The 26,482-nt window shown below is 68.1% G+C and carries 16 protein-coding genes and 2 pseudogenes; 9 read left to right on the plus strand and 9 right to left on the minus strand.

Annotated features, from left to right (window positions below):
• Nucleotides 1-22 precede the first annotated feature (22 nt).
• The 6 genes from pulA to A4E84_RS11535 all read right to left on the minus strand — a co-directional run bounded on the left by pulA (nucleotide 23) and on the right by A4E84_RS11535 (nucleotide 12,193).
• Nucleotides 23-5,419 (minus strand): pullulanase-type alpha-1,6-glucosidase, encoded by a 5,397-nt coding sequence (pulA, locus tag A4E84_RS11510; protein ID WP_062926474.1) that lies wholly within the window; start codon nucleotides 5,417-5,419, stop codon nucleotides 23-25.
• A 115-nt stretch (nucleotides 5,420-5,534) separates the two neighbouring features.
• The gene (locus tag A4E84_RS11515) at nucleotides 5,535-6,905 is read right to left on the minus strand and encodes an alpha-amylase (protein ID WP_062926475.1); all 1,371 of its coding nucleotides are present in this window, start codon (nucleotides 6,903-6,905) and stop codon (nucleotides 5,535-5,537) included.
• Nucleotides 6,906-7,024: 119 nt separating this feature from the next.
• Nucleotides 7,025-8,725 carry a glycoside hydrolase family 13 protein gene (locus A4E84_RS11520; RefSeq protein ID WP_062931402.1) on the minus strand — a complete coding sequence of 567 codons (1,701 nt, stop codon included), beginning with the start codon at nucleotides 8,723-8,725 and terminating at the stop codon, nucleotides 7,025-7,027.
• Nucleotides 8,726-8,870: 145 nt separating this feature from the next.
• Nucleotides 8,871-9,779 carry a sugar ABC transporter permease gene (locus A4E84_RS11525; RefSeq protein ID WP_062926476.1) on the minus strand — a complete coding sequence of 303 codons (909 nt, stop codon included), beginning with the start codon at nucleotides 9,777-9,779 and terminating at the stop codon, nucleotides 8,871-8,873.
• Nucleotides 9,780-9,793: 14 nt separating this feature from the next.
• On the minus strand, nucleotides 9,794-10,798 hold the full coding sequence (locus tag A4E84_RS11530; protein ID WP_062926477.1) for a carbohydrate ABC transporter permease: 1,005 nt from the start codon (nucleotides 10,796-10,798) through the stop codon (nucleotides 9,794-9,796).
• A 126-nt stretch (nucleotides 10,799-10,924) separates the two neighbouring features.
• Complete coding sequence (locus A4E84_RS11535) at nucleotides 10,925-12,193, minus strand: extracellular solute-binding protein (RefSeq protein ID WP_062926478.1); 1,269 nt, start codon at nucleotides 12,191-12,193, stop codon at nucleotides 10,925-10,927.
• Between the two features lie 390 nt (nucleotides 12,194-12,583).
• On the opposite strand from A4E84_RS11535, the gene A4E84_RS11540 reads away from it, so the two are divergent.
• A complete protein-coding gene (locus A4E84_RS11540; RefSeq protein ID WP_062926479.1) occupies nucleotides 12,584-13,618 on the plus strand; it encodes a LacI family DNA-binding transcriptional regulator in 1,035 nt (344 codons plus the stop codon).
• A gap of 162 nt (nucleotides 13,619-13,780) precedes the next feature.
• Nucleotides 13,781-14,758 (plus strand): phosphatase PAP2 family protein, encoded by a 978-nt coding sequence (locus A4E84_RS11545; protein ID WP_079128941.1) that lies wholly within the window; start codon nucleotides 13,781-13,783, stop codon nucleotides 14,756-14,758.
• On the opposite strand, the gene A4E84_RS11550 is transcribed toward A4E84_RS11545, so the two are convergent.
• Complete coding sequence (locus A4E84_RS11550) at nucleotides 14,737-17,745, minus strand: bifunctional [glutamine synthetase] adenylyltransferase/[glutamine synthetase]-adenylyl-L-tyrosine phosphorylase (RefSeq protein ID WP_062926480.1); 3,009 nt, start codon at nucleotides 17,743-17,745, stop codon at nucleotides 14,737-14,739. The genes A4E84_RS11545 and A4E84_RS11550 overlap by 22 nt on opposite strands.
• A 337-nt stretch (nucleotides 17,746-18,082) precedes the next feature.
• Between A4E84_RS11550 and A4E84_RS11555 the strand changes: the two genes are divergently transcribed.
• From A4E84_RS11555 to A4E84_RS45715, 4 genes are all read left to right on the plus strand, one after another.
• Entirely contained in the window at nucleotides 18,083-18,529 is a 447-nt protein-coding gene (locus tag A4E84_RS11555) for a VOC family protein (protein WP_062931403.1), read from the plus strand.
• A gap of 67 nt (nucleotides 18,530-18,596) precedes the next feature.
• Nucleotides 18,597-19,220 (plus strand): VOC family protein, encoded by a 624-nt coding sequence (locus tag A4E84_RS11560; protein ID WP_062926481.1) that lies wholly within the window; start codon nucleotides 18,597-18,599, stop codon nucleotides 19,218-19,220.
• A gap of 614 nt (nucleotides 19,221-19,834) precedes the next feature.
• Nucleotides 19,835-21,379, plus strand: coding sequence for a hypothetical protein (locus A4E84_RS40535; RefSeq protein ID WP_159029564.1), 1,545 nt, complete (start codon nucleotides 19,835-19,837; stop codon nucleotides 21,377-21,379).
• 108 nt (nucleotides 21,380-21,487) lie between these two features.
• Nucleotides 21,488-21,622 (plus strand): DUF397 domain-containing protein, encoded by a 135-nt coding sequence (locus A4E84_RS45715; RefSeq protein ID WP_418082255.1) that lies wholly within the window; start codon nucleotides 21,488-21,490, stop codon nucleotides 21,620-21,622.
• Between the two features lie 133 nt (nucleotides 21,623-21,755).
• Here A4E84_RS45715 and A4E84_RS45720 read toward each other — a convergent pair.
• Nucleotides 21,756-21,842, minus strand: a pseudogene (locus A4E84_RS45720) (glutamine synthetase); the annotation flags it as partial.
• Nucleotides 21,843-22,272: 430 nt separating this feature from the next.
• On the opposite strand from A4E84_RS45720, the gene A4E84_RS11570 reads away from it, so the two are divergent.
• The 3 genes and pseudogenes from A4E84_RS11570 to A4E84_RS11580 all read left to right on the plus strand — a co-directional run.
• On the plus strand, nucleotides 22,273-23,091 hold the full coding sequence (locus tag A4E84_RS11570) for a TRADD-N-associated membrane domain-containing protein (protein ID WP_062926483.1): 819 nt from the start codon (nucleotides 22,273-22,275) through the stop codon (nucleotides 23,089-23,091).
• Between the two features lie 62 nt (nucleotides 23,092-23,153).
• Nucleotides 23,154-24,017 (plus strand): trypsin-like peptidase domain-containing protein, encoded by an 864-nt coding sequence (locus tag A4E84_RS40550; RefSeq protein ID WP_237305125.1) that lies wholly within the window; start codon nucleotides 23,154-23,156, stop codon nucleotides 24,015-24,017.
• 987 nt (nucleotides 24,018-25,004) lie between these two features.
• Nucleotides 25,005-25,623: pseudogene (locus A4E84_RS11580) on the plus strand (site-specific integrase); the annotation flags it as partial.
• A gap of 44 nt (nucleotides 25,624-25,667) precedes the next feature.
• Here A4E84_RS11580 and A4E84_RS40565 read toward each other — a convergent pair.
• A complete protein-coding gene (locus A4E84_RS40565; RefSeq protein ID WP_159029566.1) occupies nucleotides 25,668-26,462 on the minus strand; it encodes an HNH endonuclease signature motif containing protein in 795 nt (264 codons plus the stop codon).
• Between the last annotated feature and the right edge of the window lie 20 nt (nucleotides 26,463-26,482).

Consider the following 26,482-nt stretch of genomic DNA (forward strand, 5'->3'; position numbering starts at 1 on the left):
CCGCCCCACCCAACCTAGTGCGCTATCCGGCGGCCCGGGTGAAGACGGCGACCGTGCGCCCCGGAACGGCGAAGGTTCCCGATTCGGCAACATAGGAGGCGGACTTGACGGTAGAGTCCGCCCCCGCAGCCTGGACCGGATGCAGCCGGTACCCCGCCTCGGCGAGTGCGGGCACGCGCTGCTCCTGCTTGTCGGGCGTGGCGTTGAAGACGACGACGAGGTCACCGAGCCGCATGGTGATCACGCCGGGCGTCTCGTCCGTGCCGGACAGCGGGAAGGACAGCCGGGACTGCACCTGTGCGGCCGTGCCGAGGGAGAAGTCCTTCTCGGTGCTCCGGATCCGCAGCAGGTCGCGGTAGACGGCCGAGGTGCCCTCGATCTGCTCGCAGCCCACCTCGACCTTGGTCAGCAAGGGTTTGGCGTACGGCCACTTGTCGGCGTTGTCCGCCGCCATGGGCAGGCCGCGGCCGAAGCCGTTGCCGTCCTCACACCTCCAGTGGACGGCGTTGAACCAGTCGCCGCTGTCGTAGGAATTGCGGTCCAGGGACTTGGAGCGCAGCAGGTCGGTGCCCGCCTGGGAGAGGGCCGGGCCCTGCGAGAGGGTGGCCGTCGCCATGGCCAGGACCTGCATCCGGGCCCGGTCGGCCGCGCTCGTCGAAGCGGGCAGCTTGAAGGCGAGCGCGTCGAACAGGGACTCGTTGTCGTGGGCGTCGGCGTAGGCGAGGGCGTCACCGGGGGCGTCGGCGTACCCGGCGGGGGCGCCGTTGTAGTCGACCTCGGAGCCCTTGACCTCCTCGCCCCGGGTGTCGGTGAAGCGGTAGCCGGCGAGGTTGCCGGAGAGGCCGACCCTGATCAGGTCCTGGTAGTGCAGCAGACGGGCCTTCTGCTCGGCCGGAGTGCCGTTGTTCTTCGAGGAGTTGGGGTCGGTGTACAGGCCGGACGCGAAGCCCTGGACGCCGGGGTCCTCGTCGAAGGGGCCGCCGCCGCGCACCGCGTCGCGGGCACGGTCGGAGAAGGTGGCGATGCCGGTGCCGGCCATGTTCTTCTGCGTGGCCTGGGTGAACCGGGCGTCGTCGGCGATCTCGCCGAAGTTCCAGCCCTCGCCGTAGAGGATGATCTTCTTGCCGTCGACGCCGTCCTCGGCGAGGGTCAGCGCGTCGAGGGCCCCCCGGACCGCGAGGATGTTGGCCTTCGGGTGGTGGCCCATGAGGTCGAAGCGGAAGCCGTCGACCTTGTACTCCTTGGCCCACGTGACGACCGAGTCGACGACCAGCTTGCCCATCATGGCGTTCTCGGGGGCGGTGTTGGCGCAGCAGGTGCTGTTCGCGACCGAGCCGTCGGCGAGGAGCCGCTGGTAGTAGCCGGGCACGATCCGGTCGAGGACGCTTGTCCTGTCCTGGCCGCTCGCGGCGGTGTGGTTGTAGACGACGTCCATGACGACCCGCAGTCCGTCGTCGTTGAGGGCCTTCACCATCTTCCGGAACTCGACGGTGCGGGCGGTGCCGTCCGGGTCGGTGGCGTAGGAGCCCTCGGGGACCGTGTAGTGGAACGGGTCGTAGCCCCAGTTGTAGGCGTCCTTCGCGGCGGTCTTCCCGACGCACTCCTGCTGCTTGTCGGAGTCGGCGGGGAAGGAGGCCAGGTCGCAGTCGGTCTTCGCCTGGTCGGCCTTCCGCTCCGGGATCGTGGCGATGTCGAACGCGGGCAGCAGGTGCACGTACGAGGTGCCCGCCTTCGCCAGCTCGCGCAGGTGCTTGCCGCCGTCACTGGCCTTGTCGGTGAAGGCCAGATAGGTGCCGGGGTGCTTCGCCGTGCGGTCCTCGACGGAGAAGTCCCGGATGTGCAGCTCCTGGATCTGGGCGTCCCGCAGCGGTACGGCCTTCGGCTTGGTGTACGCCGACCAGCCGGAGGGCTTGAGCGCCTTGTCGTCCAGGTCGACGACGAGGCTGCGCTTCGAGTCGGCTGTGAGGGCGAGGGCGTAGGGGTCGGTGACCTTGTTGGTGACGACCTTGCGGACGCTGGGCGCCCAGACCTTCACGACGTAACGGTAGGGCTTGCCCTTCCAGGACTTCGGGCCGGTGACGGACCAGACGCCGGTGGCGGCGTCGCGTTTCATCGCGGTGGTGGAGTCACCGATCTCCAGGGACACCTGCTGTGCGGTCGGCGCCCACACGGACAGCGTGGGGCGGCCCTTGGAGAACGTCGGCCCCAGGTCGGCCTTGGTGGCGCCGGGGTACAGGTCGTCGAGGACACCGGCGATCTGGACGCCGGTCGCCGCGAGCACCGCTCCGTTCACCGCGCGCTGGGTGGCGACGACCTGGCCGCGCAGGGCCTCGCGGACCCGGTCGCGGTCGCGCGGGTCGACGGTCCAGGCGTCGTACTCCTTCAGATGCGGGAACTTCGCCTTCTGGGCGTCGGTCAGCTCGCTCTTCGACAGGCGCAGCCACTTCGCGTCGCCGGTCAGGGTGCCGTCCTTCGCGGCGATCGAGCCGTCGCGGGCGTAGAGCAGCTGGGTGGAGGCGGCGGCCTCGGAGCCGTTCCACGCGAGGGTGTTCCGGTCGATCCAGACGGCTTTGGAGGTGGTCAGGTCGAGGGCGGCCGCACTGCCCGCGGGCTGCGGGAGCAGGTACTTCTCCTGGCCGCTCACCAGCCACACCTCGTGGCCGCTCGCCCTGAGGTCGAGCGACTGGTCGGTGGGCAGGTCCTTCTCGTCGCCCTTGTGCAGGATGTAGCTGAGGCTGGTGGCTCCGTCGGTGAGCGGTACCTCGAAGACTGCGCCATAGGAATCAGTCTTGACCGGTTCGAGGGGCTTCGACCACTCGGTGGGGTTCGCGGCGCCGGTCCAGACGTGCAGGCCCCAGCCGTCGTGGTTCCCGTCGGCCCGGTGGTAGTGCAGGACGGCCTTGCCCTTGTCGGGCGCCGGATACTCGGGGCGCTCGGTGGTGACGGTGTCCTTGCCCTGCTCGATCCAGATCTCGCCGGTCTTCGTGACGTCGATCGTGCGGTCGGCGGAGACGTCCTTGTTCCCGTCCTTGTCGATGACGAGGAAGCCCACGTTCGAGGCGCCGGGCTTGAGCTTGACCCAGGCGAAGGCGCCGTAGGCGTCGCGGCCGGTGAAGGGGTGACTGTCGGGCCACTCGGTGGCCTCGCCCTCGGCCAGGTCGCCCCAGGCGTACAGGCCCCAGTCGGCGTAGTCCCCGTCGGCGCGCTTGTAGTGCACGATCGCGTAGTCGCGGGAGGAGGCGGTGGGCGGCTCGGGGGCGGGCGGGGTGCCGGTGGTGGAGGCGGCGAGGGAGCTCGCGGTGCGGCCGGCCGCGTCGATGACGACGGCCTTGTAGCGCAGGGCCGTGCCGGGCGCCACGTCCTTCCCGATCGTGTGGGTGACCTTGAACGGGGCGTGGTCGGCGGAGCCGAGGGTCTGCCACCTGCCGTTGCCGGTCTGCGCGGCGAAGACGACCCGGTTCAGCTGCCCGCCGTCCACATCCGCGGAGACCTCCGCGGTGCCGGTGGCGCCGGCGGCCGGGGCCTTCAGCATGATCGTGGGCGCTGTGGCGGGCTTGGCGAGCCTGCCGGACGCCTTGAGGACGATCGCCGAGCCGGCCGGGACGGTGACGGTGAGCTTCTTGCCGCTGTCGCTCTTCGGGGCGGCGCTGGTGCCGTGGATGCCTCTGAACGTCATGCCGGCCGAGCCGGTCGGGAAGGTCGCCGTCTTCGCCTCGCCCGCGTTGTTGAAGGCGACGACGTACTCGGTGCCGTTCTTCGCGTCGGTGCGGGAGAAGGCGTAGACACCCGGGCCGTCGGCCGCGTACCGCTGCTGCTGGACGCCGTCGGTGAGCGCGGGGTTGGCCTTGCGGAGCGCCGCGAGGGCGCTGATCTGCCGGTAGAGCGGCGCCTTGGTGTCGTAGGCGTCCTCGGCGTGGGTGCGGTCGGTGCCGATGCGGTCGTCGTCGAGGTAGTCGGCGGTGCGCGAGGCGAACATGGTCTGCCGGGCGTCCTTGTCGCCGCCCGGGCCGGTGAAGCCCTGCTCGTCGCCGTAGTAGACGACGGGGTTGCCGCGGCTGAGGAACATCAGCTCGTTGGCGAGCTTGTCCTTGGCGAGGAGCTCGGCGTCGGTGGCCTTCGGGTCGTCCTGCTTCAGGAAGGACCCGATCCGGCCCATGTCGTGGTTGCCGAGGAAGGTGACCTGCTCGTACGCGTTGGCCTTGCCGGTCGTGTACTTGTAGTCGTCGCCGAAGACACCGGCGAGCTTCTGCGCGCTCGCGCCCTGAGAGGCGTACTGGCGGGCCGCCTCCTGGAAGGGGAAGTCGAGCGTGGCGTCGAGCCGGCCCTGGGTGACGTACGGGGAGGTGACGTCCGTGTCGGCCGAGTACACCTCGCCGAACATGAAGAAGTCGTCCCGGCCCCGCTTGGCGGCGTAGGCGTCGAGGGCCGTGGCCCACTGGGTCCAGAACTCCATGTTGACGTGCTTCACGGTGTCGATCCGGAAGCCGTCGATGTCGAAGTCCCGCACCCAGCGCTGGTAGATCTTCTCCATGCCCCGCACGACCTCGGGCCGCTCGGTCCACAGGTCGTCGAGCCCGGAGAAGTCACCGTGGGCGGAGCTCTCCCCGGCGAAGGTGGAGTCGCCGCGGTTGTGGTACATCGTCGGGTCGTTGAGCCACGACGGGACCTTGTTCTTGCCGGTGACCTTCGGCGTGCGCGGGAAGGAGCCGCTGTCGACCTCGGGGAAGTCCCGTCGCCCGTCCGCGTAGTCCGCGTCGTCGAAGGGTCTGCCGTCCTTCGTCAGGTACGGGAACGCGCCCTTGGACAGGTAGTCGTAGGACTTCTCCTCGTAGTCGACGACGTCCGCGGTGTGGTTGGTGATGACGTCGAAGAAGACCTTCATGCCCTTGGCGTGGGCTTTGTCGATGAGGGTTTCCAGGTCCTCGTTGGTGCCGAAGTGCGGGTCGACCTGGGTGAAGTCGCTGATCCAGTAACCGTGGTAGCCGGCCGATGCGTTCGCCCCGGTGCCCTGCACGGGCCGGTTCTTGAAGATCGGGGCCATCCAGAGGGCGGTGGTGCCGAGGCCCTTGATGTAGTCGAGCTTCCTGGTCAGGCCCTTGAGGTCGCCGCCCTGGTAGAAGCCCTTGTCGGTGGGGTCGTGGCCGGTGGCGAGGCGGGAGCCGGTCAGGCCGCCCTTGTCGTTGCGCGGGTCACCATTGGCGAAACGGTCCGGCAGGACGAAGTAGAACTGCTCACGGGTGGCGTCGTGCCGGGCGGGCTCGGCGGCCAGCTTGGCGTCGGAGGGAGGCGGGGGCGGTGTGTCGGCCCGCGCCGCGAGGGGCTGGACGAGCGCTGCGGCCAGCGCGGTCACGGTGACCGCAGCGACCCGTCCGGCATGGGCGGTTCGGCGCCTCGACGGCGTCGGCCATCTCGGTATCACAGATGGGCTCCTTGCGATTACGGCTCTTCGGGTCCGACCCCGCGCGACCGTATCGCCGCCGCAACGCTTACAGCAAGAGGCTTGAAACCATCGGCAAAACTTTTCAGGCGGCCGCTCAGCAGGTCGACTTGGCCGCGTGGATCGCCAGCGCGGTGTTCGGACCGAGGGTGGTGGTGAGCTGACCACTGCCGTTCACGGTCACCTGCGTGTTGTTCTGCACGTTGCAGTACGTCCCCGCGGGCAGTGCGGTCTGGTAGGTCCGGGTCAGGGAGCCCGACTCGTGGTTGATGGCCACGAAACCCTTGCCGCCCCGCCCGAAGGCGATCGCGTCGCCCCCGTTGTCCCACCAGTTGGTGACGGCCTGGCCCCGGGTGGCGTTGCGGAAGCCGACCATGGACTTGATCTCCGGCCAGTTGTGCTGGCACTTCCAGCCGTCCTGCCAGCAGGCGTTCACCCGGCCGCCGTTCGGTGGGCCGGCGTCGTGGTCGGAGAACTCGTAGCCGGAGTTGATGTCCGGGGCGCCGTAGGGCCAGGCCAGCATGAAGACGTTGGCCAGGGTGTAGTTGGCATTGTCCTTGTAGCTGAGGGTCGAGCCGTTGCGCTCGGTGTCGTGGTTGTCGACGAAGACACCGGAGACACCGCTGCTCATGTAGCCCCAGCCCTCCCCGTAGTTCTTCAGGTAAGCGAGGTTCTCGTTGTTGAAGACGCGCTTGAGGTCGTAGGCGTAGCGGAACTCCTGGACATCGCCGTTACTCGTGTATTCGGTGGGCTGGACGGCCTCTCCGCTGCCGTAGATGACCTCCTGCTTCCAGTACACGGAGGGATTCGAGAGCCGCGACTTGATGTCGGCGAGGTCGGCGGCGTCCATGTGCTTGGCCGCGTCGATACGGAAGCCGTCGACGCCGAGCGAGAGCAGGTCGTTCAGGTACCCGGCGATGGCGCCACGGACGTACGACTCGCCGGTGTCCAGGTCGGCCAGGCCCACCAGTTCGCAGTGCTGGACGTTCCAGCGGTCCTGGTAGTTGGTGATCCGGCCCGTGCAGTCGTCGAAGTCGGGCGCGGAGTAGAGGCCGGGGTAGTTGTACTTCGTGTACGACGAGCCGCCGGTGCCGGTGCCGCTGCCCGCCGCCATGTGATTGACGACGGCGTCCACGACGACCTTCACCCCGGCCGCGTGACACGTGTCCACCATGTTCCGGAAGGCCGTGCGGTCGCCGAGCCGGCCGGCGATCTTGTAGCTGACCGGCTGGTACGAGGTCCACCACTGCGGGCCCTGTATGTGTTCGGCGGGCGGGGAGACCTGGACGTAGCCGTATCCGGCGGGGCCGAGGGTGGTGGTGCACTCACGGGCGACCGAGGCGAAGTTCCACTCGAAGAGGACGGCGGTGACGTCCTTGGTGCCAGGTGGGGAGGCCTGTGCACCAGTCGGGTTCATGACAACCGAAGCCGCGGTGAGCGCGGCAACGGCGAGGTATCTGCGTGCCATGTGGGGTTTCCTTCTTCGTTGAAGGTTCTTGCTGCAAGGTTCAGAAACCTTGCGGTGACGCAGATAGTAGAGGCCCGCCGCCCGAAAGGGCAGCGGGCCGTACGAAATTCAAAGGAAAATCAGGCGCGGGCCCCCGCGGTCGCGGTGGTCCACCACACCGTGGTGTCGGCCGGCACCTTCGCCTCGTCGTCGACCTCGACGATCTCCCCGCTCGCCACCAGCACCCGGCCGTACGCGGGCATCGCCACCGACTCGCCGGTGGTGTTCGCGACGCACACGAACTCCCCGCGCCGGAAGGCCAGCACGCCCTCGGGTGCCCGCAGCCACTCCACGGACGTGCCGGCGCCGAGGTCGGGCTGCTCGCGCCGCACACGGAGCGCGGCCCGGTACAGCTCCAGCGTCGAACCGGGCACGCCGGTCTGCGCCTCGACGCTCAGCTCGCCCCACCCCTCGGGCTGCGGCAGCCAGCTGCCGCCGTCCCCGAAGCCGTACGAGGAGCCCGTCCGGGTCCACGGGATCGGCACCCGGCAGCCGTCGCGGAAGCCGTCCTGGCCCGCGCCCCGGAAGTACGCCGGGTCCTGGCGCACCTCGTCGGGCAGGTCGACGACGTCAGGCAGCCCGAGCTCCTCGCCCTGGTAGACGTAGGCCGAGCCGGGCAGTGCCAGCATCAGCAGGCTCGCGGCCCGGGCCCTGCGCAGCCCGCGTGCGCGGTCGCCGGCCAGGCGGATCTGGGTGCCGAGGCCTGCCGGGTTGGCGAAGCGGGTGGCGTGCCGGGTGACGTCGTGGTTGGACAGCACCCAGGTGGCCGGGGCGCCGACCGGGCGCATGGCCTCCAGGGTGCGGTCGATGACCTCGCGCATCTCCTCGGCGTCCCAGTGGGTGCTGAGGTACTGGAAGTTGAAGGCCTGGTGCAGCTCGTCGGGGCGGACGTAGTGGGCGGTGCGCTCGATCGTCGGCGTCCAGGCCTCGGCGACGAAGATGCGCTCGCCCGCGTACTCGTCGAGGATCAGCCGCCACTGACGGTAGATCTCGTGCACGCCCTCCTGGTCGAAGAACGGCATGACATCGTTGCCCAGCAGTTTCACCTGGTCGTGGGATCCGAGGTCGGGCAGCCCCTCCGCCTTCACCAGGCCGTGGGCGACGTCGATGCGGAAGCCGTCGACGCCCATGTCCAGCCAGAAGCGCAGGATGGAGCGGAACTCGTCGCCGACCGCCGGGTGCTCCCAGTTGAAGTCGGGCTGCTCGGGGGCGAAGAGGTGCAGGTACCACTCGCCGGGCGTGCCGTCGGGTTCGGTGACGCGGGTCCAGGCCGGGCCGCCGAAGATCGACTCCCAGTCGTTGGGCGGCAGTTCGCCGTTCTCGCCCTTGCCGGGGCGGAAGTGGTAGCGGTCCCGCAGCGAGGAGCCCGGGCCCTCGGCGACGGCCCGCTTGAACCACTCGTGCTGGTCGGAGGAGTGGTTGGGCACCAGGTCGACGATGATGCGCAGGCCCAGTGTGTGGGCGTCGCGGATCAGTGCGTCGGCGTCCAGGAGGTTGCCGAACATGGGGTCGACGGCGCGGTAGTCGGCGACGTCGTAACCGGCGTCGGCCTGCGGCGAGGCGTAGAAGGGGCTGAGCCACACGGCGTCCACGCCGAGGTCGCGCAGGTACGGCAGCCGGGTGCGGACACCCTCCAGGTCGCCCATGCCGTCGCCGTTGCTGTCGGCGAAGCTGCGCGGGTACACCTGGTAGATCACCGCGTCCCGCCACCAGTCGCGGCGCTTGGCGACGGCCGTGGCGGACGTGGGGGTGGGGGCAGGTGCAGCTGAGTGCTGGCTCATGTCGTCCTTGATGCGTAACAGGATGTCGGTCATGGAAGGCGTGGGTGGGGTGACGAGGCGGCCGCGGCACAGCGGGGTCGGATGGGCGCCGCGGCCGCCTCGGGCTGGTGGGGTGCGGTTCGGCGGTGCCCCGGGGGGCACCGGTTCACCCCTTCGTGCCGCCGGCGGTCAGCCCGGTCACCAGGTTCTTCTGCACGAGGTAGAAGAACAGGGCGGCCGGTATCGCGATCAGCACAGCCGTCGCGGCCATCAGGTTGCGCTGTGCGTCGTGTTCGCTCACGAACGTCTGCAGACCGACGGCGAAGGTGTACTTGTCGTCGCTCAGCAGGAACGTCGAAGCGAACGCGACCTCACCGAAGGCCGTGAGGAAGCTGTAGAACGCGGCGACCGCGAGGCCCGGCTTGGCCAGCGGAAGGATCAGCCGCGCGAAGGTGCCGAAGGGGGTCAGCCCGTCGACGCGCCCGGCCTCGTCGATCTCGAACGGGATGGTGTCGAAATAGCCCTTCATCAGCCAGGCGCAGTACGGCACGATCGTGGTGCAGTTGACAAGGATGAGACCAAGGTAGCTGTCGATGAGCTGCAGATCCGACAGGATCTGGTACATCGGCACGATCAGTACCGCGATGGGGAACATCTGGGTGACGAGCAGCACCCACATCAGCTTCCGGTAGCCGGGGAACCGCATGCGGGAGACCGCGTAGCCGGTGGACGCGGCGACGACGACGCCGATCAGCGTCGTGCCCAGCCCCACGATCAGCGTGCTCTTCAGCCAGTGGAAGAAATTGGTGTCCTGGAGGACGAACGCGTAGTTGTCGAGCGCCATCTTGCCCCAGATGCGTCCGGGGTGGAGGTAGTCGTCCTTGTCCGGTCCGAGGGACAGGAAGAACAGCCAGGCGACCGGGAAGAGTGCGGTCAGGCTCGCCACGATCAGCACGGCGTGCGAGGCGAGGGAGGCCGCGCGGCTCTGCTCGCCGCGCCGGCGCGTCCTGCCGGGGGCGCCCGCGGGGCGCTTCTCGCCCGCTGGGGCGGGGGTCTCGACGGTGGTCGTACTCATTTCGGACTCCTGCCTCAGATCGCGAGCTGCTGCTCGTTGCGGTTCAGCCAGCGGCGGTAGAAGGAGGTGAAGACGATCAGGATGGACAACAGCAGGATTCCGTAGGCGGCGGACTGGGCGTAGTCGCGCGGCTGCTGCCCGAAGCCCAGCTGGTAGGCCCAGGTGACGAGGATCTGCGCGTCCGGGGCGGTGTTGCCGAACAGCAGGAAGATGATGGCGAACTGGTTGAACGTCCAGATCACGCCGAGCAGGACGACCGTGGTGCTGACGGACCTCAGGCCGGGCAGGGTGACGTAGCGGAAGCGCTGCCAGGCGCCCGCGCCGTCCATCTCGGAGGCCTCGTAGAGGCTCGCGTCGATCGACTGCAGGCCGCCGAGGAGCGAGACCATCATGAACGGCACACCGCACCAGGTGTTGACCATGATCGCGGAGAACCGCTGCCAGAAGGTGTCCTCCAGCCAGGACGGCGTCGGCAGGTGCAGCAGTTCCAGGCCGGAGTTGATGATGCCGCCGTCGGCGAGCATGAACCGCCAGCCGAACACGGTGACGAAGGTCGGCACGGCCCAGGGCAGCACCAGGATCATCCGGTAGAGGGTGCGCCCGCGCAGCTTCTGGTTGAGCAGCAGGGCGAGGCCGAGACCGATGCCGTAGTGCAGGGCGACGCAGGCCGCCGTCCAGAAGACCGTCCACAGCACGTGCGACCAGAAGCGGTCGTATGCCGTCGGGCCCCACAGGATGTCGGCGTAGTTGTCCAGGCCGATGAACTTGTAGGTGGCGTCGATCTCGTTGACGCCGATCGTGCGGGCGGTGTTCAGGCTGGTGGCGTCGGTGAGGGTCAGGTACAGGCCGTACGCCAGCGGGTACAGCACGAGGACGGCGAGGACGATCGCCACCGGGGCGATCATCGCGTAGGCGTACCAGTGCTTGTGGAAGCCGTTCTTCAGCCGGCGGCCCGGCCCGGGCCGCGGTTCCCGCTCACCGCGCCGCTTGCCGGTCGCTCGGTCGATGACGACTGTCATGGTTCGGCACCTTCTGGAGGTTCAAGGAGTTCGGAGGGGAGCTGCCCGGGTCGAGGCGCAGGCGCGGGCCGGTGGCCGCCGGATCCCCTCCCCCCATGTCAGGGGGATCCGGCGGCCACCCGGCGGTCACTTGGTGAAGTCCGGCACCAGCTTGGCGATGGCCGTCTCGGCGTCGCCGAGGCCCTTGTCCAGGGACTCCTTGCCGCCCGCGATCTCGATCAGCTCGTCGTCGAGCGGACCCCACAGGGAGCTGTACTCGGGCAGGGCCGGGCGCGGCTGGGCACTGGAGAGCACGCTCTGGTAGCCGGCGATGCCCGGGTCGGCCTTGACCTGCGCGGTGTAGGCGTCCTCGCGCGTGGGGAGCGTGGAGTTCTTCAGCGCGATGGTCTCCTGGGCCTTGGCCGAGGTCATGAACTTCACGAACTTCAGCGAGGCCTCCTGGTGGGCCTTGTCCGAGCCCGCGTACACGGAGAGGTTGTGGCCGCCGGTCGGGGCGCCCGCCTTGCCGGTGGAGCCGGCCGGGACGGTGGCGATGCCGAGGTTGTTCTTGTCCTTGAAGGCCGAGCCCTTGTAGAAGTTCGTGATCTCCCACGGGCCCTGGACGATCGAGGCGACCTTGCCGCTGACGAACGCCTCCTGGATGTGGGCGTAGGCGTCGGCGGTGGTGTCGGCCTTGTGCAGGCCCTTGCCCTTGAACAGGCCCTGCCAGGTGCCGTAGGCCTTCTTGGCCTCGGGCGAGGTGACGGTGATCTTCTTGGCGTCGGCGTCGACGGTGTCGGTGCCCTCGCCGTAGAGGAAGGACTGGGCGTAGTAGGCCTGGGTGGAGCCCCAGTAGCCGTCGACGTCGGTCTTGTCCTTGATGGTGGCGGCGGCCTTCTTCAGGTCGTCCCAGGTCTTGGGGGCCTCGACGCCGGCCTTCTTGAACAGGGCCTTGTTGTAGACGAGGGCGAGGGTGTCCGTGGTGAAGGGGACGCCGTAGGTCTTGCCCTCGTACTTGGCCTGCTCGATCAGGCTGGGCTGGAACTTGTCCTGCTCGGCGAGGGCCTCGGTGCCGTCCAGCGGCGCGAAGAAGCCCTTCTTGGCGAAGGCGGGGGTCCAGCCGACCTCGGAACGCAGCACGTCGGGGGCGCCCTTGGAACCGGCGGCGGTGTCGAACTTGTTCTGCGCCTGGTCGAAGGGGACGTTGACGTAGTTGACCTTGATGTCCTTGTTGGCGGCCTCGAACTCCTTGACCAGGGCCTGGTACGTCGGCGCCTCGTTGGTCGCGTTGGAGGTGTCCCACCAGGTGATGGTGACCGGGCCGCCGGCCTCGTCGCCGCTGTCGCTTCCGCCGCAGGCCGTCGCCGCCAGGGCGAGGGACGCCACCAGCGCGGTGGCCGCTATGCCACGCCGCATGAGTTCTCCTTGAGGGTGAAGCCCGTTCGTGCTGCCGACTGCGCCGTTGGCGGCCGGGCGTCGGTGAGATTAGCCGCGCTGCAACGAGTTGCGAAAGACCTTGCAGCAAAAAGTTGCAAGCGGTGTGGATGGTTATCCCGCCGTGACCTCTGCTCGATTGCCCTGAAGCCCGGAGTTACCGCTGTTCGACGGGGAGTCGGACAGCTGTGCAAGACTCTGCAAGCACTTGCCATCCGTCTCCGCCGAGGGAATCATCCGTTGCGGATCGGACGCCGACCACGAGTTTCGAGGACCGCGATGACCAAGCCACCCGCAGCGGGCCGTGCGACGGCGCGCACCAGGCGTCCCGTCGGTGTGCAAGGAGAACCCCGGCCGCTACAGTCCGGTGCTGTGACCACACGGCTTGCCGACATCGCTGTGCAGGCGGGGGTGAGCGAAGCGACCGTCAGCCGCGTCCTCAACGGGAAGCCGGGCGTCGCCGCCACCACCCGCCAGTCCGTGCTGGCCGCTCTCGACGTGCTGGGCTACGAACGCCCGGTGCGCCTGCGCCAGCGCAGCGAGGGGCTGGTGGGGCTGATCACCCCGGAGCTGGAGAACCCGATCTTCCCGGCCCTGGCGCAGGTCATCGGCCAGGCGCTGACACGGCAGGGCTACACCCCGGTGCTGGCCACCCAGACGCCGGGCGGCTCGACGGAGGACGAGCTGACGGAGATGCTCGTGGACCGCGGGGTCGCCGGCATCATCTACGTCTCCGGACTGCACGCGGACACCACCGCCGACATGCAGCGCTACGACCGGCTGCGCGCCCAGGGCGTGCCCTACGTGCTGGTCGACGGCTTCTCGCCGAAGGTGCAGGCGCCGTTCATCTCCCCCGACGACCGCGCGGCGATGAGCCTCGCGGTCACGCACCTGGTGTCCCTGGGGCACACCCGGATCGGCCTGGCCCTCGGGCCGAAGCGGTTCGTGCCGGTGCAGCGCAAGATCGAGGGGTTCGTGCGCACGGTGCAGGACCAGCTGGGCCTGGGCGCCGAGACCGTCGAGTCGGAGCTGGTGCAGCACTCCCTGTACACCCTGGAGGGTGGTCAGGCGGCGGCCACGGCGTTGATCGAGCGGAACTGCACGGCCGTGGTGTGCGCCAGCGACATGATGGCGCTGGGCGCGATCCGGGCGGCCCGGCAGCTCGGTCTGGACGTGCCGAAGGACATCTCCGTGGTCGGCTTCGACGACTCCCCGCTGATCGCCTTCACCGACCCGCCCCTGACCACGATCCGCAAGCCGGTCCCGGCGATGGGGCAGGCCGCCGTGCGCACGCTGCTGGAGGAGATCGGCGGGACGCCCGCGCCGCACAGCGAGTTCGTGTTCATGCCGGAACTGGTGGTGCGCGGTTCGACCGCCTCGGCCCCGGGGGAACGCGGTCGCTCCTGAGGAATCCTTCCCCTGTGCCCGTCCCGGTCGCGCGGCCTGATCGGACGCTCACAGTGAAAGGACCCCTGAGACCTTCGGCCTGATTTCGCCGTAGAACATGCGGCTCGTACGAGGCCGCGGGATGATCGGTGGGGAAGTCCTTTTCTGGCAGACTTTGCGCCTATGGGTGAAACGACCGTGACGAAGCCGGAGGGCCTGGAAGCGGCCCTCCAGGAGACCGTTGCGGCCGATACGCGTCAAGGTCCGCTGCGCCGGATGCGCACCCCGCGCCGGCCCCGGTTCTGGTTCGAGATCCTGCTGATCGCGGTGAGTTACTGGACGTACTCGCTCGTCCGCAACGCCGTGCCGGAGCAGAAGGCCGAGGCGCTGCGCAACGCCGACTGGATCTGGCGGGCCGAGCACCACGTGGGCATCGCCGTCGAGGAGTCGGTCAACCACGCCGTGAACTCGGTGCATTGGCTCATTATCGGGATGAACTACTACTACGCGACGCTCCACTTCATCGTCACGCTGGGTGTCCTGGTGTGGCTCTACCGTCGCCATCCCGGCCGCTACGCGGCAACCAGGCTGGTGCTGTTCGCGACCACGGCCGTCGCCCTGGCCGGTTACTACCTGTATCCGCTGGCGCCCCCGCGGCTGATGAACGGCGGCGGCTTCATCGACACGGTCATGGTCCACCAGACCTGGGGTTCGATGGCGTCCGGCGACCTGAAACACATGTCCAACCAGTACGCCGCGATGCCGTCGATGCACATCGGCTGGTCCGTGTGGTGCGGCCTGACGATCTTCGCCCTGGCGAGTGTCCCCTGGGTGCGGGTGCTGGGCCTGCTGTACCCGGCGCTGACGCTGGTGGTCATCGTCGCCACGGCCAACCACTTCTGGCTGGATGCGGTCGGTGGCGTGCTGTGCCTGGCCTTCGGGTTCACGGTGGCGCGGCTCTGGTACGGAAGGCAGCCCTACGCACTGCCCCGGACGGTGCCGGCCCGCAGGCGGGGCGCAGCCCGGGAAAGGGCGGAGGCCCGGGAAAGGGAGGAGACCCGGGAACGGGAGGAGACCCGGGAACGGGAACAGGCCCGGGAACGGGCGGAGGATGGGCCCGGGGCGCGGACCGGCAGGCCTCAGCGCTCGGCGGCCCCGTAGAAGAGTTCCTCCATCACGCCTCGCGCCCTGCGCGCGGTCCGCCGGTAGGCGTCGAGCATGTCGCCGACGTGGCCGGGGCCGTAGCCCAAGTAGCGTCCTACGGCCGCCAGTTCCCGGGGGTCGGAGGGGAAGGTGTCGCCGGCCCGGCCTCGGACCAGCATCACCGCGTTGCGGACGCGGGTCGCGAGGACCCAGGCCTCGTCGAGGGTCGCCGCGTCCTCCTCGGTGATCAGCCCGGCAGCACGGGCCGCGGCCAGGGCCTCACGGGTGCGGGTGGTGCGCAGGCCCGGCACCGCCGAGCCGTGCCGCAGTTGCATGAGCTGCACGGTCCACTCCACGTCGGACAGACCGCCCGGACCGAGCTTGGCGTGCAGCTTGGGGTCGGCGCCGCGCGGCAGCCGCTCGGACTCCATGCGCGCCTTCAGCCGCCGGATCTCGCGCACGGCCTCGTCGGCGAGCCCGTCCGCCGGGTAGCGCAGCGGGTCGATCAGCTCGATGAAGCGACGGCCCAGGTCCGCGTCGCCCGCGACGGGCTCGGCCCGCAGCAGCGCGTGCGACTCCCACGTCAGGGCCCACCGACGGTAGTACGCCGCGTACGACGTGAGGGTGCGGACCAGCGGCCCGGACTTGCCCTCGGGGCGCAGGTCGGCGTCGATGAGCAGGGGCGGGTCGGCGCTGGGGATCTGCAGCAGGCGGCTCATCTCGGAGACGACCTTGTTGGCCGCCTGGGACGCCTCCCGCTCGTCGACGCCGTCGCACGGTTCGTGCACGAACAGCACGTCCGCGTCGGAGCCGTAGCCCAGCTCGTGGCCGCCGAACCGGCCCATGCCGATGACCGCGAACCGGGTGGGCAGGTCGTCCCCCCAGCCGTCCCGCACGACCGCGCGGAGCGTGCCCGCGAGCGTCGCGGCCGTCAGGTCCGACACCGCGCCGCCGACCATGTCCACCAGGGCGCCCTGGTCGGCCTCGGCGGGCTGCTCCTCGGTGCCGTAGGAGCCGACGATGTCGGCGGCGGCGGTGCGGAACAGCTCCCGCCGACGCACCCCGCGGGCGGCCGTGACCGCCTGGGCGGCGCCGTCGGCGCGTTTCACCGCGGCGTATGTCTCCTGCTCCAGGTGGGCGCGCGGCCGTGGATCCAGGCCGCCGCCGTCCCCGTCGCCGAGCAGCGCGACCGCCTCCGGGGCGCGCATCAGCAGGTCGGGCGCGAGGCGGCCGGCGGACAGCACCCGGGCGAGGTTCTGCGCGGCGGCGCCCTCGTCCCGCAACAGCCGCAGGTACCAGGGGGTCTTGCCGAGCGCGTCGGAGACCTTGCGGAAGTTGAGCAGGCCCGCGTCCGGGTCGGCCGAGTCGGCGAACCAGCCGAGCAGCACGGGCAGCAGGGTCCGCTGGATGGCGGCCTTGCGGGTGACGCCGGAGGCCAGCGCCTCCAGGTGGCGCAGGGCGGACGCCGGGTCGGCGTAGCCGAGGGCGACCATGCGTTCCCGGGCCGCCTCGGTGCTGAGCCGGGCCTCGCCGGTGGCGAGCTGTGCGACCGCGTCGAGCAGCGGCCGGTAGAAGAGCTTCTCGTGCAGCCGGCGTACGACGCCCGCGTGCCGCCGCCACTCGCGGTGCAGGTCGGCGACCGGGTCCGTGCGCAGGCCGAGGGAGCGGCCGATGCGGCGCAGGTCGGCCTCGTCCTCGGGGACGAGGTGGGTGCGCCGCAGCCGGAACAGCTGGATGCGGTGCTCCATGGAGCGCAGGAAGCGGTAGGCGTCGTCGAGCTGGGCCGCGTCGGACCGGCCGACGTAGCCGCCGGCGGCGAGGGCCCCCAGCGCGTCCAGGGTCGTACCGCTGCGTAGGGAGGTGTCGGCCCGGCCGTGCACCAGCTGGAGCAGTTGCACGGCGAACTCGACGTCCCGGAGGCCGCCCGGGCCCAGCTTCAGCTGGCGGTCGACCTCGGCGACGGGGATGTTCTCCACGACCCGGCGGCGCATCTTCTGCACGTCGGGGACGAAGTTCTCGCGCTCGGCGGCCTTCCACACCAGGGGCTGGACGGCGGCGACGTACTCCTCGCCGAGGTCGAGGTCGCCGGCCACCGGGCGGGCCTTCAGCAGCGCCTGGAACTCCCAGGTCTTGGCCCAGCGCTGGTAGTAGGCGAGGTGGCTGGAGAGGGTCCGCACCAGGGGGCCGTTCCTGCCCTCGGGCCGCAGGTTGGCGTCGACGGGCCAGATGGAGCCCTCGACGGTCGTCTCCGAGCAGATCCGCATCATGTGCGAGGCGAGCCGGGTCGCGGCGCGTACGGCCTTGGTCTCGTCGGTGCCCTCGGTGGCCTCCCCGACGAAGATGACGTCCACGTCGGAGACGTAGTTCAGCTCGTGGCCGCCGCACTTGCCCATCGCGACGACCGCGAGCCGGCACTGCTCGGCGTCCTCCGGCGCGGCCGCCTCGGCGAGGGCGAGGGCGGCGCGCAGGGTGGCGGTGGCGAGGTCGGCGAGCTCGGCGGCGGACTCGGCGAGGCCGGTGGTGCCGCAGACGTCCCGGGCGGCGATGGACAGCAGGCAGCGCCGGTAGGCGACCCGCAGGGAGACCGGGTCGGTGGCCTCCGCGAGGCCGTCCTCGAACTCCTGCACCCCGGGGTGCAGGTCGTACGCCTCGTACATGACGAGCGCCTGCCAGTCGTCCGGGTGCCGGGTGAGGTGGTCGGCGAGGGCGGTGGAGGCACCGAGCACGCCGAGGAGGCGGTCGCGCAGGGGCTTGGCCGCGATCAGGGTGTCGAGCAGTTCCCGGCGGGCGCCGGGGCTCTGCTGGGCCTCCAGCAGCCGGACGAGGCCGAGCAGCGCGAGATCGGGGTCGGCGGTGGCGCCCAGTGCCTCCAGCAGCACCGGGTCGTCGCGCAGGGGCGCGAGCTCCGGGCTGTCCAGGAGCCGCTCGGCGGCGGAGGCGTCGGTGAAACCGTGCCGCAGCAGCCGCGTGAAGGTACTGCTCCTGCGTCCCGGCGCCGCCGTCATCCGGGCCTCCCTCGCACTGTTCCTCGGACATGCATCGGATCAAGGTCGTACGGCTTTGAGCCTAACCGCACGGGCCGGGGGAAGCGCCGGGGAGTTCGGCACGCGGACGGGGTGCGCGCGTGGCCAGGTGAACTGGCCGTGCGGGGGGAGGCGCGGTACGGCGGTTGGCGGCGTTCCGGGAGACGCGAGGGCCATTTGTGCCCCGGCACGCGTCCGGTGGCCGTCCACTCGGTGGCGCCGCCCGGCGTTTTCGGCTTCGGTGAGGAAGAGCCGTTCAGCCGGCTTCAGCCGGACCCGGTGATCGGTTCCCGTAAGGCCGGACGAAGGAGTCATGCCCGTGGACATCACCCTCGAAGTCATCCCGCTGCCCGTGAGCGACATCGACCGCGCCCGGGACTTCTACCGGGACAAGGTCGGCTTCCACGTGGACATCGACCAGGAGGTCATGCCCGGGATGCGGATCGTCCAGCTGACCCCTCCGGGTTCCGGCTGCTCGATCGCCCTGGGCGAGTCGATCTGGCAGATGACGCCCGGCCCCACCCCGGCCCCGGGCTCCTACCAGGGCCTTCAGCTCTGCGTCGCCGACATCAAGGCGGCCCACGCGGAACTGATCGCCCGCGGCCTCGACGTCTCGGAACCCGTCCAGTACTCCCCGGACGACGGCGCCACGTTCATGCACTTCCAGGACCCGGACGGCAACGGGTGGGCGGTCCAGGAGTACCGGCGCCGGGCCACCGAGCCGCTGCACCAGCTGCTGGCGGACCTGAAGCGGCAGCAGGCCTGAAGCCCCCCGGAGGAACCGGTCAGGAATCGAGAAGCACGGGTGCCGGAGCGCGATTAGCGTCGTTGTCATGACTTCCATCGCATCCGTCACCCTCGAGGTGGCCGACCCCGCCGCCGCCGAACGCTTCTACGCCGCCGCCTTCGGTCTGGGCGACCGGCTGCGCCTGCGGGCGTCGGAGGCACCGACCTCCGGCTTCCGCGGGTTCACGCTGTCGCTCGTGGTCGCCCAGCCGGCCGATGTGGACGCCCTCCTCGACGCGGCCGTGCAGGCCGGTGCGACGACGCTGAAGCCCGCCGCCAAGTCGCTCTGGGGCTACGGGGGCGTCGTCCAGGCCCCCGACGGGACGATCTGGCAGCTCGCGTCCTCGTCGAAGAAGAACACCGGCCCGGCGACCCGGCAGGTCGACGAGTTCGTCCTGCTGCTCGGCGTCGAGGACGTGAAGGCCAGCAAGCAGTTCTACGTCGAGCACGGTCTGGCCGTGGGGAAGAGCTTCGGCGGCAAGTACGTCGAGTTCGCCGCCGGAGGCCCCGTGAAGCTGGCCCTGTACAAGCGCCGCGGCCTCGCCAAGGTCGCCGGCGTCTCCCCCGACGGCACCGGCTCCCACCGCCTGACCATCGCGGGCGACGCCGGACCGTTCACCGACCCGGACGGATTCGCCTGGACCACGGCTTCGGAGAGCGCGTCGGTGTGAGCGCGCCGCAGGACGCCCGGCCTGGGCCCGACGGTCGGTGATCACCGGTCTCTCACCGGACTGGCGGGCGGAAAACTGCGGTCTACAGCGCCGAGGCGGCTTGTCCCACACGGCAGCAGCGGACCTTCGCTCCGTCGCGGGCATTCGTACTCATGGCGCGTCGAACGAACCAATGCGGCCTTCTACCTACCGGTTCGGTCCCGATCCGCTCGGGGAAGGCTTCCCCGGGGGGTCCCTGGCCATCGGAGGGGGGGGGAACGGTGGGGATCACGAGGAGTCAGTACCGACCGTGGGTGCGGTTGGGCGCTGTGGTGGCCGCCAGCGCGGTGATCGGACTACTCACTGCTCTGTGGGGGTCGGAGGCATCGGCAGGGGTGTTGGGAGCTGCCGTCGCGGCCGTAGTGAGTGTTGTTGCGCTAGGCGCTCAATCGGAGTGGCAGCGGCAGACCGAGGCGGCTCGTCGTCGACCCGAGGCCTTGGAGATTGCCTCACTTGGAGGGCGCTTTCCGCTGGTGCGGGATCTGAGTGACCCCATCGCCGTGGGAGTGCACCCGGCCGAGACCACTGAGAGGGAAGGCAGGCTCGATCGGGTTCCGGCGTATGTCACTCGCGACATGGAACCGCACCTGCACGCTGCCCTGCGCCGTGGAGGCTTCATCCTCTTGGTCGGCGAGTCCACCGCAGGTAAGACGCGGGCTGCCTTCGAGGCGATTCGGCTACTGCACCCTGATCATCATTTTGTAGCTCCCTCAACGCGCGAGGCCGTTGCGGTGCTGTTGGACGACTGGGAAGCAGCAGACGGCTGTGTGGTGTGGCTGGATGACTTGGAACGCTTCCTGGGGCCAGGAGGGCTGACCACGTCCGCGTTGCACCGTCTGCTGATCTCGGACCGGCAGGTACTCGTGCTGGCCACCATGCGCAGCCACGAGTACGACCGCTACCGCGATCGAGCGGAAATGGAGGCTTCCGGGCCGGCCCAGGAAATCTGGCGTCAAGGCCGGGCCGTATTGAGACAGGCTCAAGTGGTCCACGTCGACAGGCGATGGACAGACACCGAGCGCGAACGAGCTCGGGCGGTGACGACCGACCCCCGGCTCGTCCGCGCATTGGCCGGTGATCAACGCTTCGGGGTGGCCGAACTGTTAGCGGCCGGCCCGGAACTGCTCGAAGGCTGGCAGCATGCGTGGGTCCCGGGACACCACCCGCGCGGCGCGGCACTGGTCGCAGCGGCTGTCGATGCCCGTCGCGCCGGCTACCACGGCCCCTTGCCCGTCGAAGTTCTCAAGCAGCTTCACGAGGGCTACCTTGTTCGCCGCGGCGGGACGGAATTGCGCCCCGAGTCGTTCCCGGAGGCTCTGACCTGGGCTCTGACCCCCACAGTCCCGGCGGGGGCGAACAGCCTGCTGCTCGGCGACGCCGAACACGGCCTCCTGGCTTTCGACTATTTGATCGACCTTCCAGTGCAGGACGCCATACCAGAAGCGGTCTGGGTCGCAGTAATGGACCTCGCATCGCCCCATGAGGCCTACACGATCGCCTGCAACTTCTATCTGTCCGGTAATTTCACGCTCGCTCTCCCAGCACTGCGACGTGCGGCAGAAGCAGGTATCGGCCAAGCCGAGTCGATTCTATGGGAAGCGGGCGCGCCCATGCGGTCCGCAGAGGAAGGCTTGGCCGTCGCTGAGCAACGAACGCGGGCTCTTCGACAAGAGTTCGGCGCCGACCATGAGGAGACGCTGCTGGCAGAAAGCATGGTCGCCTCCTTCACTTTTCACCGCGGCCACCATTCCGAAGCCTGCATTCTTTACGAACGACTGTTGGGCAGGTCAGTCCCAATACTGGGAGACGATCATCGCGTCGTCCTCGGTCTGGAGTTCGGACTCGCCAGCAGCATATTTGCGTCTGGAGCCCACGACGAGGGCCTGTCTCTCCTCGAAACCGCCGTTCAGAAGAGCACCAGCACACTGGGGCCAGGGGACCTGGCTGTGTTGGACCGACGCAGGTGGGTGGTTCAGTACTTGATGGAAGCCGGGCGACATGGCGACGCACTGGAGCGGCTCACCGCACTCGAAAGCGACTGCACCCATCTTTCCGCCATGCATCCGATCACCGTCAGCGTCAGGCGCATAGCAAGCCAGTTGCACCACCGTCAGCCGTGATGAGTCGACCACGAGGTGGACTTGTCGAACCACCGATCAGGGAAATGATGGGTGAATCATTCGCATGGGGAAGAGCTCCCATACAGGCGCCAATTCGAGTTGGTTGAGATGGCCTGGGAGTATTCAGTCGTATGGGTTCGAGACAGCAAGAACGCAACGCAACCACCCATACGAATATCAGCACAGGGCTGGGAACGCTTCCGGCAGGCCGTCTGCACCGGCAGCGCATCCCATCCGTGGTGACGCTGTACGACAGCGCTGATCCGACGCCGGCGGATCCAGGGACTGCCCCCTGCCAGTGAGACGCCAGGGGGCCGACGGTCCGCGACCGTCGGCCCCCTCCGCTGAACTAGCGGAAAGCTGCGCTGACCTGCGCCTACAGCGCCGGAAGGTTCTTCCGCAGCTCGAACGCCGTGACCTCCGAGCGGTACTCCTCCCACTCCTGGCGCTTGTTGCGCAGGAAGTGGTGCGGGGCGGGAGCGATCTCGCGCGATCGACCTCAATGCAGCGCTGGCTGTCTGCCGATGGGTCGTTGGTGGCCGTTGGTGGTCGTTGGTGGCCGTTGGTGGTCGTCGTTGGTCACCCTGGGCCGCCCTTCGACGGCCCACAGACGGCCCGACTCTGGAGCACGTCGGGCATCCAGGCCGCGCGTCATCCATGCTGACCAGGGCGCGTGACAGGCCGGCGTTGAGACGGTGCGTTCGGGTCACCATCAAGGGAGGGGTTCACCTCGTACGCGGACGGGATCGCGGTGTACGACCGGGGTGCGGAGTGGATTGAAGCAAAGCGGTTGGCAGGCGAGCCACAAGGCGCCATTCTGATCAACTATGTCGCCCCACTCCCCCGACCCTGCTGCGGCCTCCCCCTTTCGAGCTACCCGCATCCTCTCCGCAGTGCTTATTTCGATCCTGATCGTCGTCCTGATCGCGGCCACGTTCGGATGGCTACCGGAGAAGTGGAAGTTCAACGTCATCGGCACGGTGGCACCCACCCTGACGGGGCTAATGGTTGCTTGGGTGTGGCTAGGGACCGGGCCACACGTGCGGGACGATCACAACATCGCTGAGGGTCGCGAGCGGGTGCGTGCCGCGGAGCGTGATCTGGAGGCCGCCCTTCGCGTCACGCGGTCGCCGGACGGCAGCCTGGCCGTCACCGACGCAAACGTGGTTGTCACAGCAGATACGGTCACAACGGACGTTGTCACAACGGATGTCAGGGTCGCGCAGGACGACCAGCGCTTCTCATCGTCCCGTTTGACGCTGCCAGAACTATGGGCTGTGACGCACACTCGACTCGACCTGTATCACGACATCGCGACAGGGCAGGCGCGCCAATCATTCCGCAATGCGCAAGCAGCCATGCTTGTTGGTTTCACCCTGTTGATCGTCTTCGTCGTAGTGGCGCTGAACGCAAGCACAACTGCGGGCAGTGTCGTCGCAGGGGGGCTGGGCGCAGTCGCAGCGGCGCTGGCAGGGTATGTCAGCCGCACCTTCGTGAAGTCTCAGGAGACGGCAGCCGCTCACTTGCGCGCCTACTTTGACCAACCGCTGGAGTTCTCACGCTACCTCGCTGCGGAACGGCTGGTCGCGGAGGCCGATCTTACTCGCGAAGAGCGGGCGGAGGTCATCACGGCTCTGGTGCAGGCGATGGTCACTCCGCCAGCCCCCAATCCGTTGCCAGGCCAAGTGCCTGGGCAATCGGCTCAGCAGTAGGCCTCGGCCGATTTCCGGCATCGCCCACGATGCCGAGGATCAGATGGGATGCTGCGGTGGTGATGAACTTGAACACCCCTGGCTGGCAGCTCCTCTTCTCGACCGCACGCATAGTCAACAAGAAGAAGTCGGGTGCCACGACGTCCGGCACCGGGTTTCTCCTGATGGCAGAGCTTGAGAACGGTAGGGGATGCCCCATGCTGGTGACCAACAAGCATGTGGTCGAGGATGCGGAAACGCTAACTGCGCACCTGATAACAAGGAAATCTGGCGCCGATGAACCAAACTTTGGTAAAGGGGCTGAGGTGGATCTACCGTCAGCCCGCTGCGTAGGGCATCCAAGCCCTCGCGTCGACGTAGCGGTGATCCCTCTCGCACCGGTATGGAATGCGATAGTTCAACACTGTTTCACCAGAGCTCTGCCGACGTCGATGCTGACCACTGAGGTTGAGGACTTCTACGTCGACGCGATCGAGGAGATCACGTTCGTTGGATACCCCAACGGACATTATGATCGCAAACACCTCACACCCATTGTTAGGCGGGGCATCACTGCGACACCACTCGACCTTGATATGGACGGAGATCCGACCTTCCTAGTGGACGGTTCCGTATTTGGCGGAAGTAGCGGCAGCCCGGTTTTCTTGCTGAACGAAGGCGCATACAACCTTCCCGATGGCATGGCCCTAGGTAAGCGAGTCGCACTAGTTGGAATAATCGCCGCAACGAAGGTCCGGCACGCGCAACTTCCGCTAGCGGTGGCCACTGCGCCGCACGTCAAGCTCGCACAGGAGCTGAACTTGGGAGTGGCGTTCAACGCCAGTGCGATCAGGGAGACCATCGAAGCGCTGCTCGCAACCAGTGGCGAGCGGCTCAAGACTGCGACAGGTGGCAATCATGCACCGCTGCCAACTACATCAGAGTAGGGATGGTCGAGCATCCTTCGTTGGCAGCGCTCCCCTGTTCTGGGTCCGGGCTACAGCACGCGATCACCACCGGCAGTACGCCACAGTGGCGTCATCCCCGGACTTGTAGCGCGGCCATCTGACTCCTGTGGGGTCCGTGGCCTCAACCTTTCGCACAGCCTCAATCAGCTCGCGCGGCCCGCCGACCTGAAGCGTGGTGAAGACATCAGACAAGGTCGCCATCCCGTACTGACCAGCCTCGACACACCATCAGACATGACGGCGGCCGAGCGGATACCCCTCAGCGGTGTAGTGCCGGTCAGCGCGTGCTGTGCTGCGTCAGGACGGGATCCGGCCACCCAGTAACCTTCTGGCGTGTTGCGTACCTGCCGCTGAGCCAGTACGAGGCGCTGTAGGGCCTCCCTGTGCCCTGGGGTATGAGTCTGGTGGCTCTCGACTTCCGCCCGCAGCTCGGGCAAGACGTCGTCCACCCGAAGGTCACTGATCACGGTGTAGTCCTCGGGACCATCAAGGACGATGGGCGAGTCGGCAAGCACCAAGTGCTCAAGCACCCCGTACTTGTGCCGCAGGATCGCAACCGTGGCCGACGGCGTCCCTGGGTCGCTGAGGTCACAGCCGGGATGCATCGCCGCTACACGTTCGAGCGCATCAGCGAAGCCGTCCGACAGGGGCCGGTCGAAATCTGCCAGAGCGTCTAGGAGATGCCCCCCGAGGTGGGCGACGTACCACGGGACGCCATGGCGTCCCGTGGGCAGTCCAGCCGTACTGAGGCCATCCAACACGACGGCGAGTGTGGGGCTGCCGGCCACCCAGTCTTCGTTGGGGTTGGCTCCCCCACCTTGCGTTTCGAAACAGACGCGCACGATCAGCTCTCGTGTCGGTACAGCGGAGTGACGCGGCGGCTCTCCAGCACTTCCCGCGTCTCGGGGTCGAAGCGACACGAGATCAGCGTCGAGAAGCACCGCGTACGAACCTCTCGGTACAGGTCTGCCAAGCGGATGCGGACTCCGGCAAGGGGCAATCTTCGGGTTGCCCGTCGATGCAATCGGCTTCGACGCCGGATGGCTGCACATCGCGAACCAGGTGAAGGTGACCAAAGAGGGCCTCGTGTTCGCCCCACCGAAGCGGAACAAGATCCGCGACGTCCCCTTGCCGGACCGCGTGGCGCACGTCCTCAAGCAGCACATGGAGGCGTTCCCCCCCCCCAGTAGAGATCACCCTGCCGTGGCTCCGGGTGGACGGCCCGCCTGTCACGAAGCGGCTACTGTTCACCCGCCTCGACGGCGAGGGCGCTGTTCGGCGCACCGACTTCAACGACCGCGCCTGGAAGCCTGCTCTCGTCGCCGCTGGGGTGATCCCCGCGCCGAAGCCCGGAGAGCGCCACCAGGCCGCCCGAGAACACGGCATGCACGCTCTCAGGCACTTCCACGCGTCCGTCCTGTTGGACACCGGCGAGAACGTCAAGGCTCTGAGCAATGACCTCGGGCACAACGATCCGGGCTTCACGCTCAGGGTCTATACGCACCTGATGCCGAGTAGCGACGCGCGCGCCCGGAAGGCCGTGGACGGCCTTTACAGGCAATCGGGTTCAGTGTCCGACAACTAGGAAACGCCATGGGTACGGGCCGACGGTTTACATGCGCCGGTCCGCTACCCGACTCTAACGGGAACATTAATGGCGGCGGGCAAGCTACCCAACTCGTGGTTCTCATCTGTCAGCACGACGCCACGAGGATAAGGAATATCCAGGACACTATTGCCGGAGATTGACAGCTTTCCACGTTTGGTCCTGTACAGGATTTCACGCGCAGTCACCTGCACCGACAGCCCTTCATGCGAGAAATGGGCGCGCTCTACAGTGATGGAGTCTGGCGGAGAGAAGACGATCTTGGCAAGGATTTTGCGATGAGCTTCCCGAACAATCAGCCTATCGGAAACAAACTCTACATCCCAGATTCCCGTATCGTATTTCAGCTCATTGTCATCGATGGTTAGGATGACAGCTCCCGATGCGTCAAACAGTCTTGCGCTTACGAGGAGGTTTCCACTCTCGGTGCGGACTCTCACAAGTGGTTCACCATTCAAGACTAGAGGTTCACTTATTGACCCCATAGTCTGCACGAAGCTGTTCGATCCGATTGAAACCTTGCTCACAGTTCCGCCGTACGCCAGCCTGTAAGGGCTTGATGAGCCCATTCGCCTATTGAATGGGGCAGCATTGGCATCTCTCACCTGGTCGGCAGATCGAAGCCCTCTAGTCTTCTCAGCATGGTGATCAGGGCATAGGAGCGTGAGATTGTCCGCTTCATGCTCCTTCACCTTACTGTATTCATTGATGTGATCGTACTCATAGAATGGCTTTCCGCATACTACGCACCCGAAGCCGCACCTCTGCCGAACCTCTCTCTTAATCGCAGCCTCGATCTTTGCACGGATTTCACGCATGCTCCCCTCCAGGTGAATCA

Source organism: Streptomyces qaidamensis (genome assembly GCF_001611795.1).
GTDB lineage: Bacteria > Actinomycetota > Actinomycetes > Streptomycetales > Streptomycetaceae > Streptomyces > Streptomyces qaidamensis.

What these genes read in the sequence shown, in the direction of transcription:
- A4E84_RS11550 (WP_062926480.1), bottom strand. Translation starts at nt 17,745, where the DNA reads ATGACGGCGGCGCCGGGACGCAGGAGCAGTACCTTCACGCGGCTGCTG.
- A4E84_RS40535 (WP_159029564.1), top strand. Translation starts at nt 19,835, where the DNA reads ATGGAACCGCACCTGCACGCTGCCCTGCGCCGTGGAGGCTTCATCCTC.
- A4E84_RS11525 (WP_062926476.1), bottom strand. Translation starts at nt 9,779, where the DNA reads ATGAGTACGACCACCGTCGAGACCCCCGCCCCAGCGGGCGAGAAGCGC.
- A4E84_RS45715 (WP_418082255.1), top strand. Translation starts at nt 21,488, where the DNA reads ATGGCCTGGGAGTATTCAGTCGTATGGGTTCGAGACAGCAAGAACGCA.
- A4E84_RS11545 (WP_079128941.1), top strand. Translation starts at nt 13,781, where the DNA reads ATGGGTGAAACGACCGTGACGAAGCCGGAGGGCCTGGAAGCGGCCCTC.
- A4E84_RS40550 (WP_237305125.1), top strand. Translation starts at nt 23,154, where the DNA reads ATGAACTTGAACACCCCTGGCTGGCAGCTCCTCTTCTCGACCGCACGC.
- A4E84_RS11515 (WP_062926475.1), bottom strand. Translation starts at nt 6,905, where the DNA reads ATGGCACGCAGATACCTCGCCGTTGCCGCGCTCACCGCGGCTTCGGTT.
- A4E84_RS11530 (WP_062926477.1), bottom strand. Translation starts at nt 10,798, where the DNA reads ATGACAGTCGTCATCGACCGAGCGACCGGCAAGCGGCGCGGTGAGCGG.
- A4E84_RS11520 (WP_062931402.1), bottom strand. Translation starts at nt 8,725, where the DNA reads ATGAGCCAGCACTCAGCTGCACCTGCCCCCACCCCCACGTCCGCCACG.
- A4E84_RS11535 (WP_062926478.1), bottom strand. Translation starts at nt 12,193, where the DNA reads ATGCGGCGTGGCATAGCGGCCACCGCGCTGGTGGCGTCCCTCGCCCTG.
- A4E84_RS40565 (WP_159029566.1), bottom strand. Translation starts at nt 26,462, where the DNA reads ATGCGTGAAATCCGTGCAAAGATCGAGGCTGCGATTAAGAGAGAGGTT.
- A4E84_RS11560 (WP_062926481.1), top strand. Translation starts at nt 18,597, where the DNA reads ATGACTTCCATCGCATCCGTCACCCTCGAGGTGGCCGACCCCGCCGCC.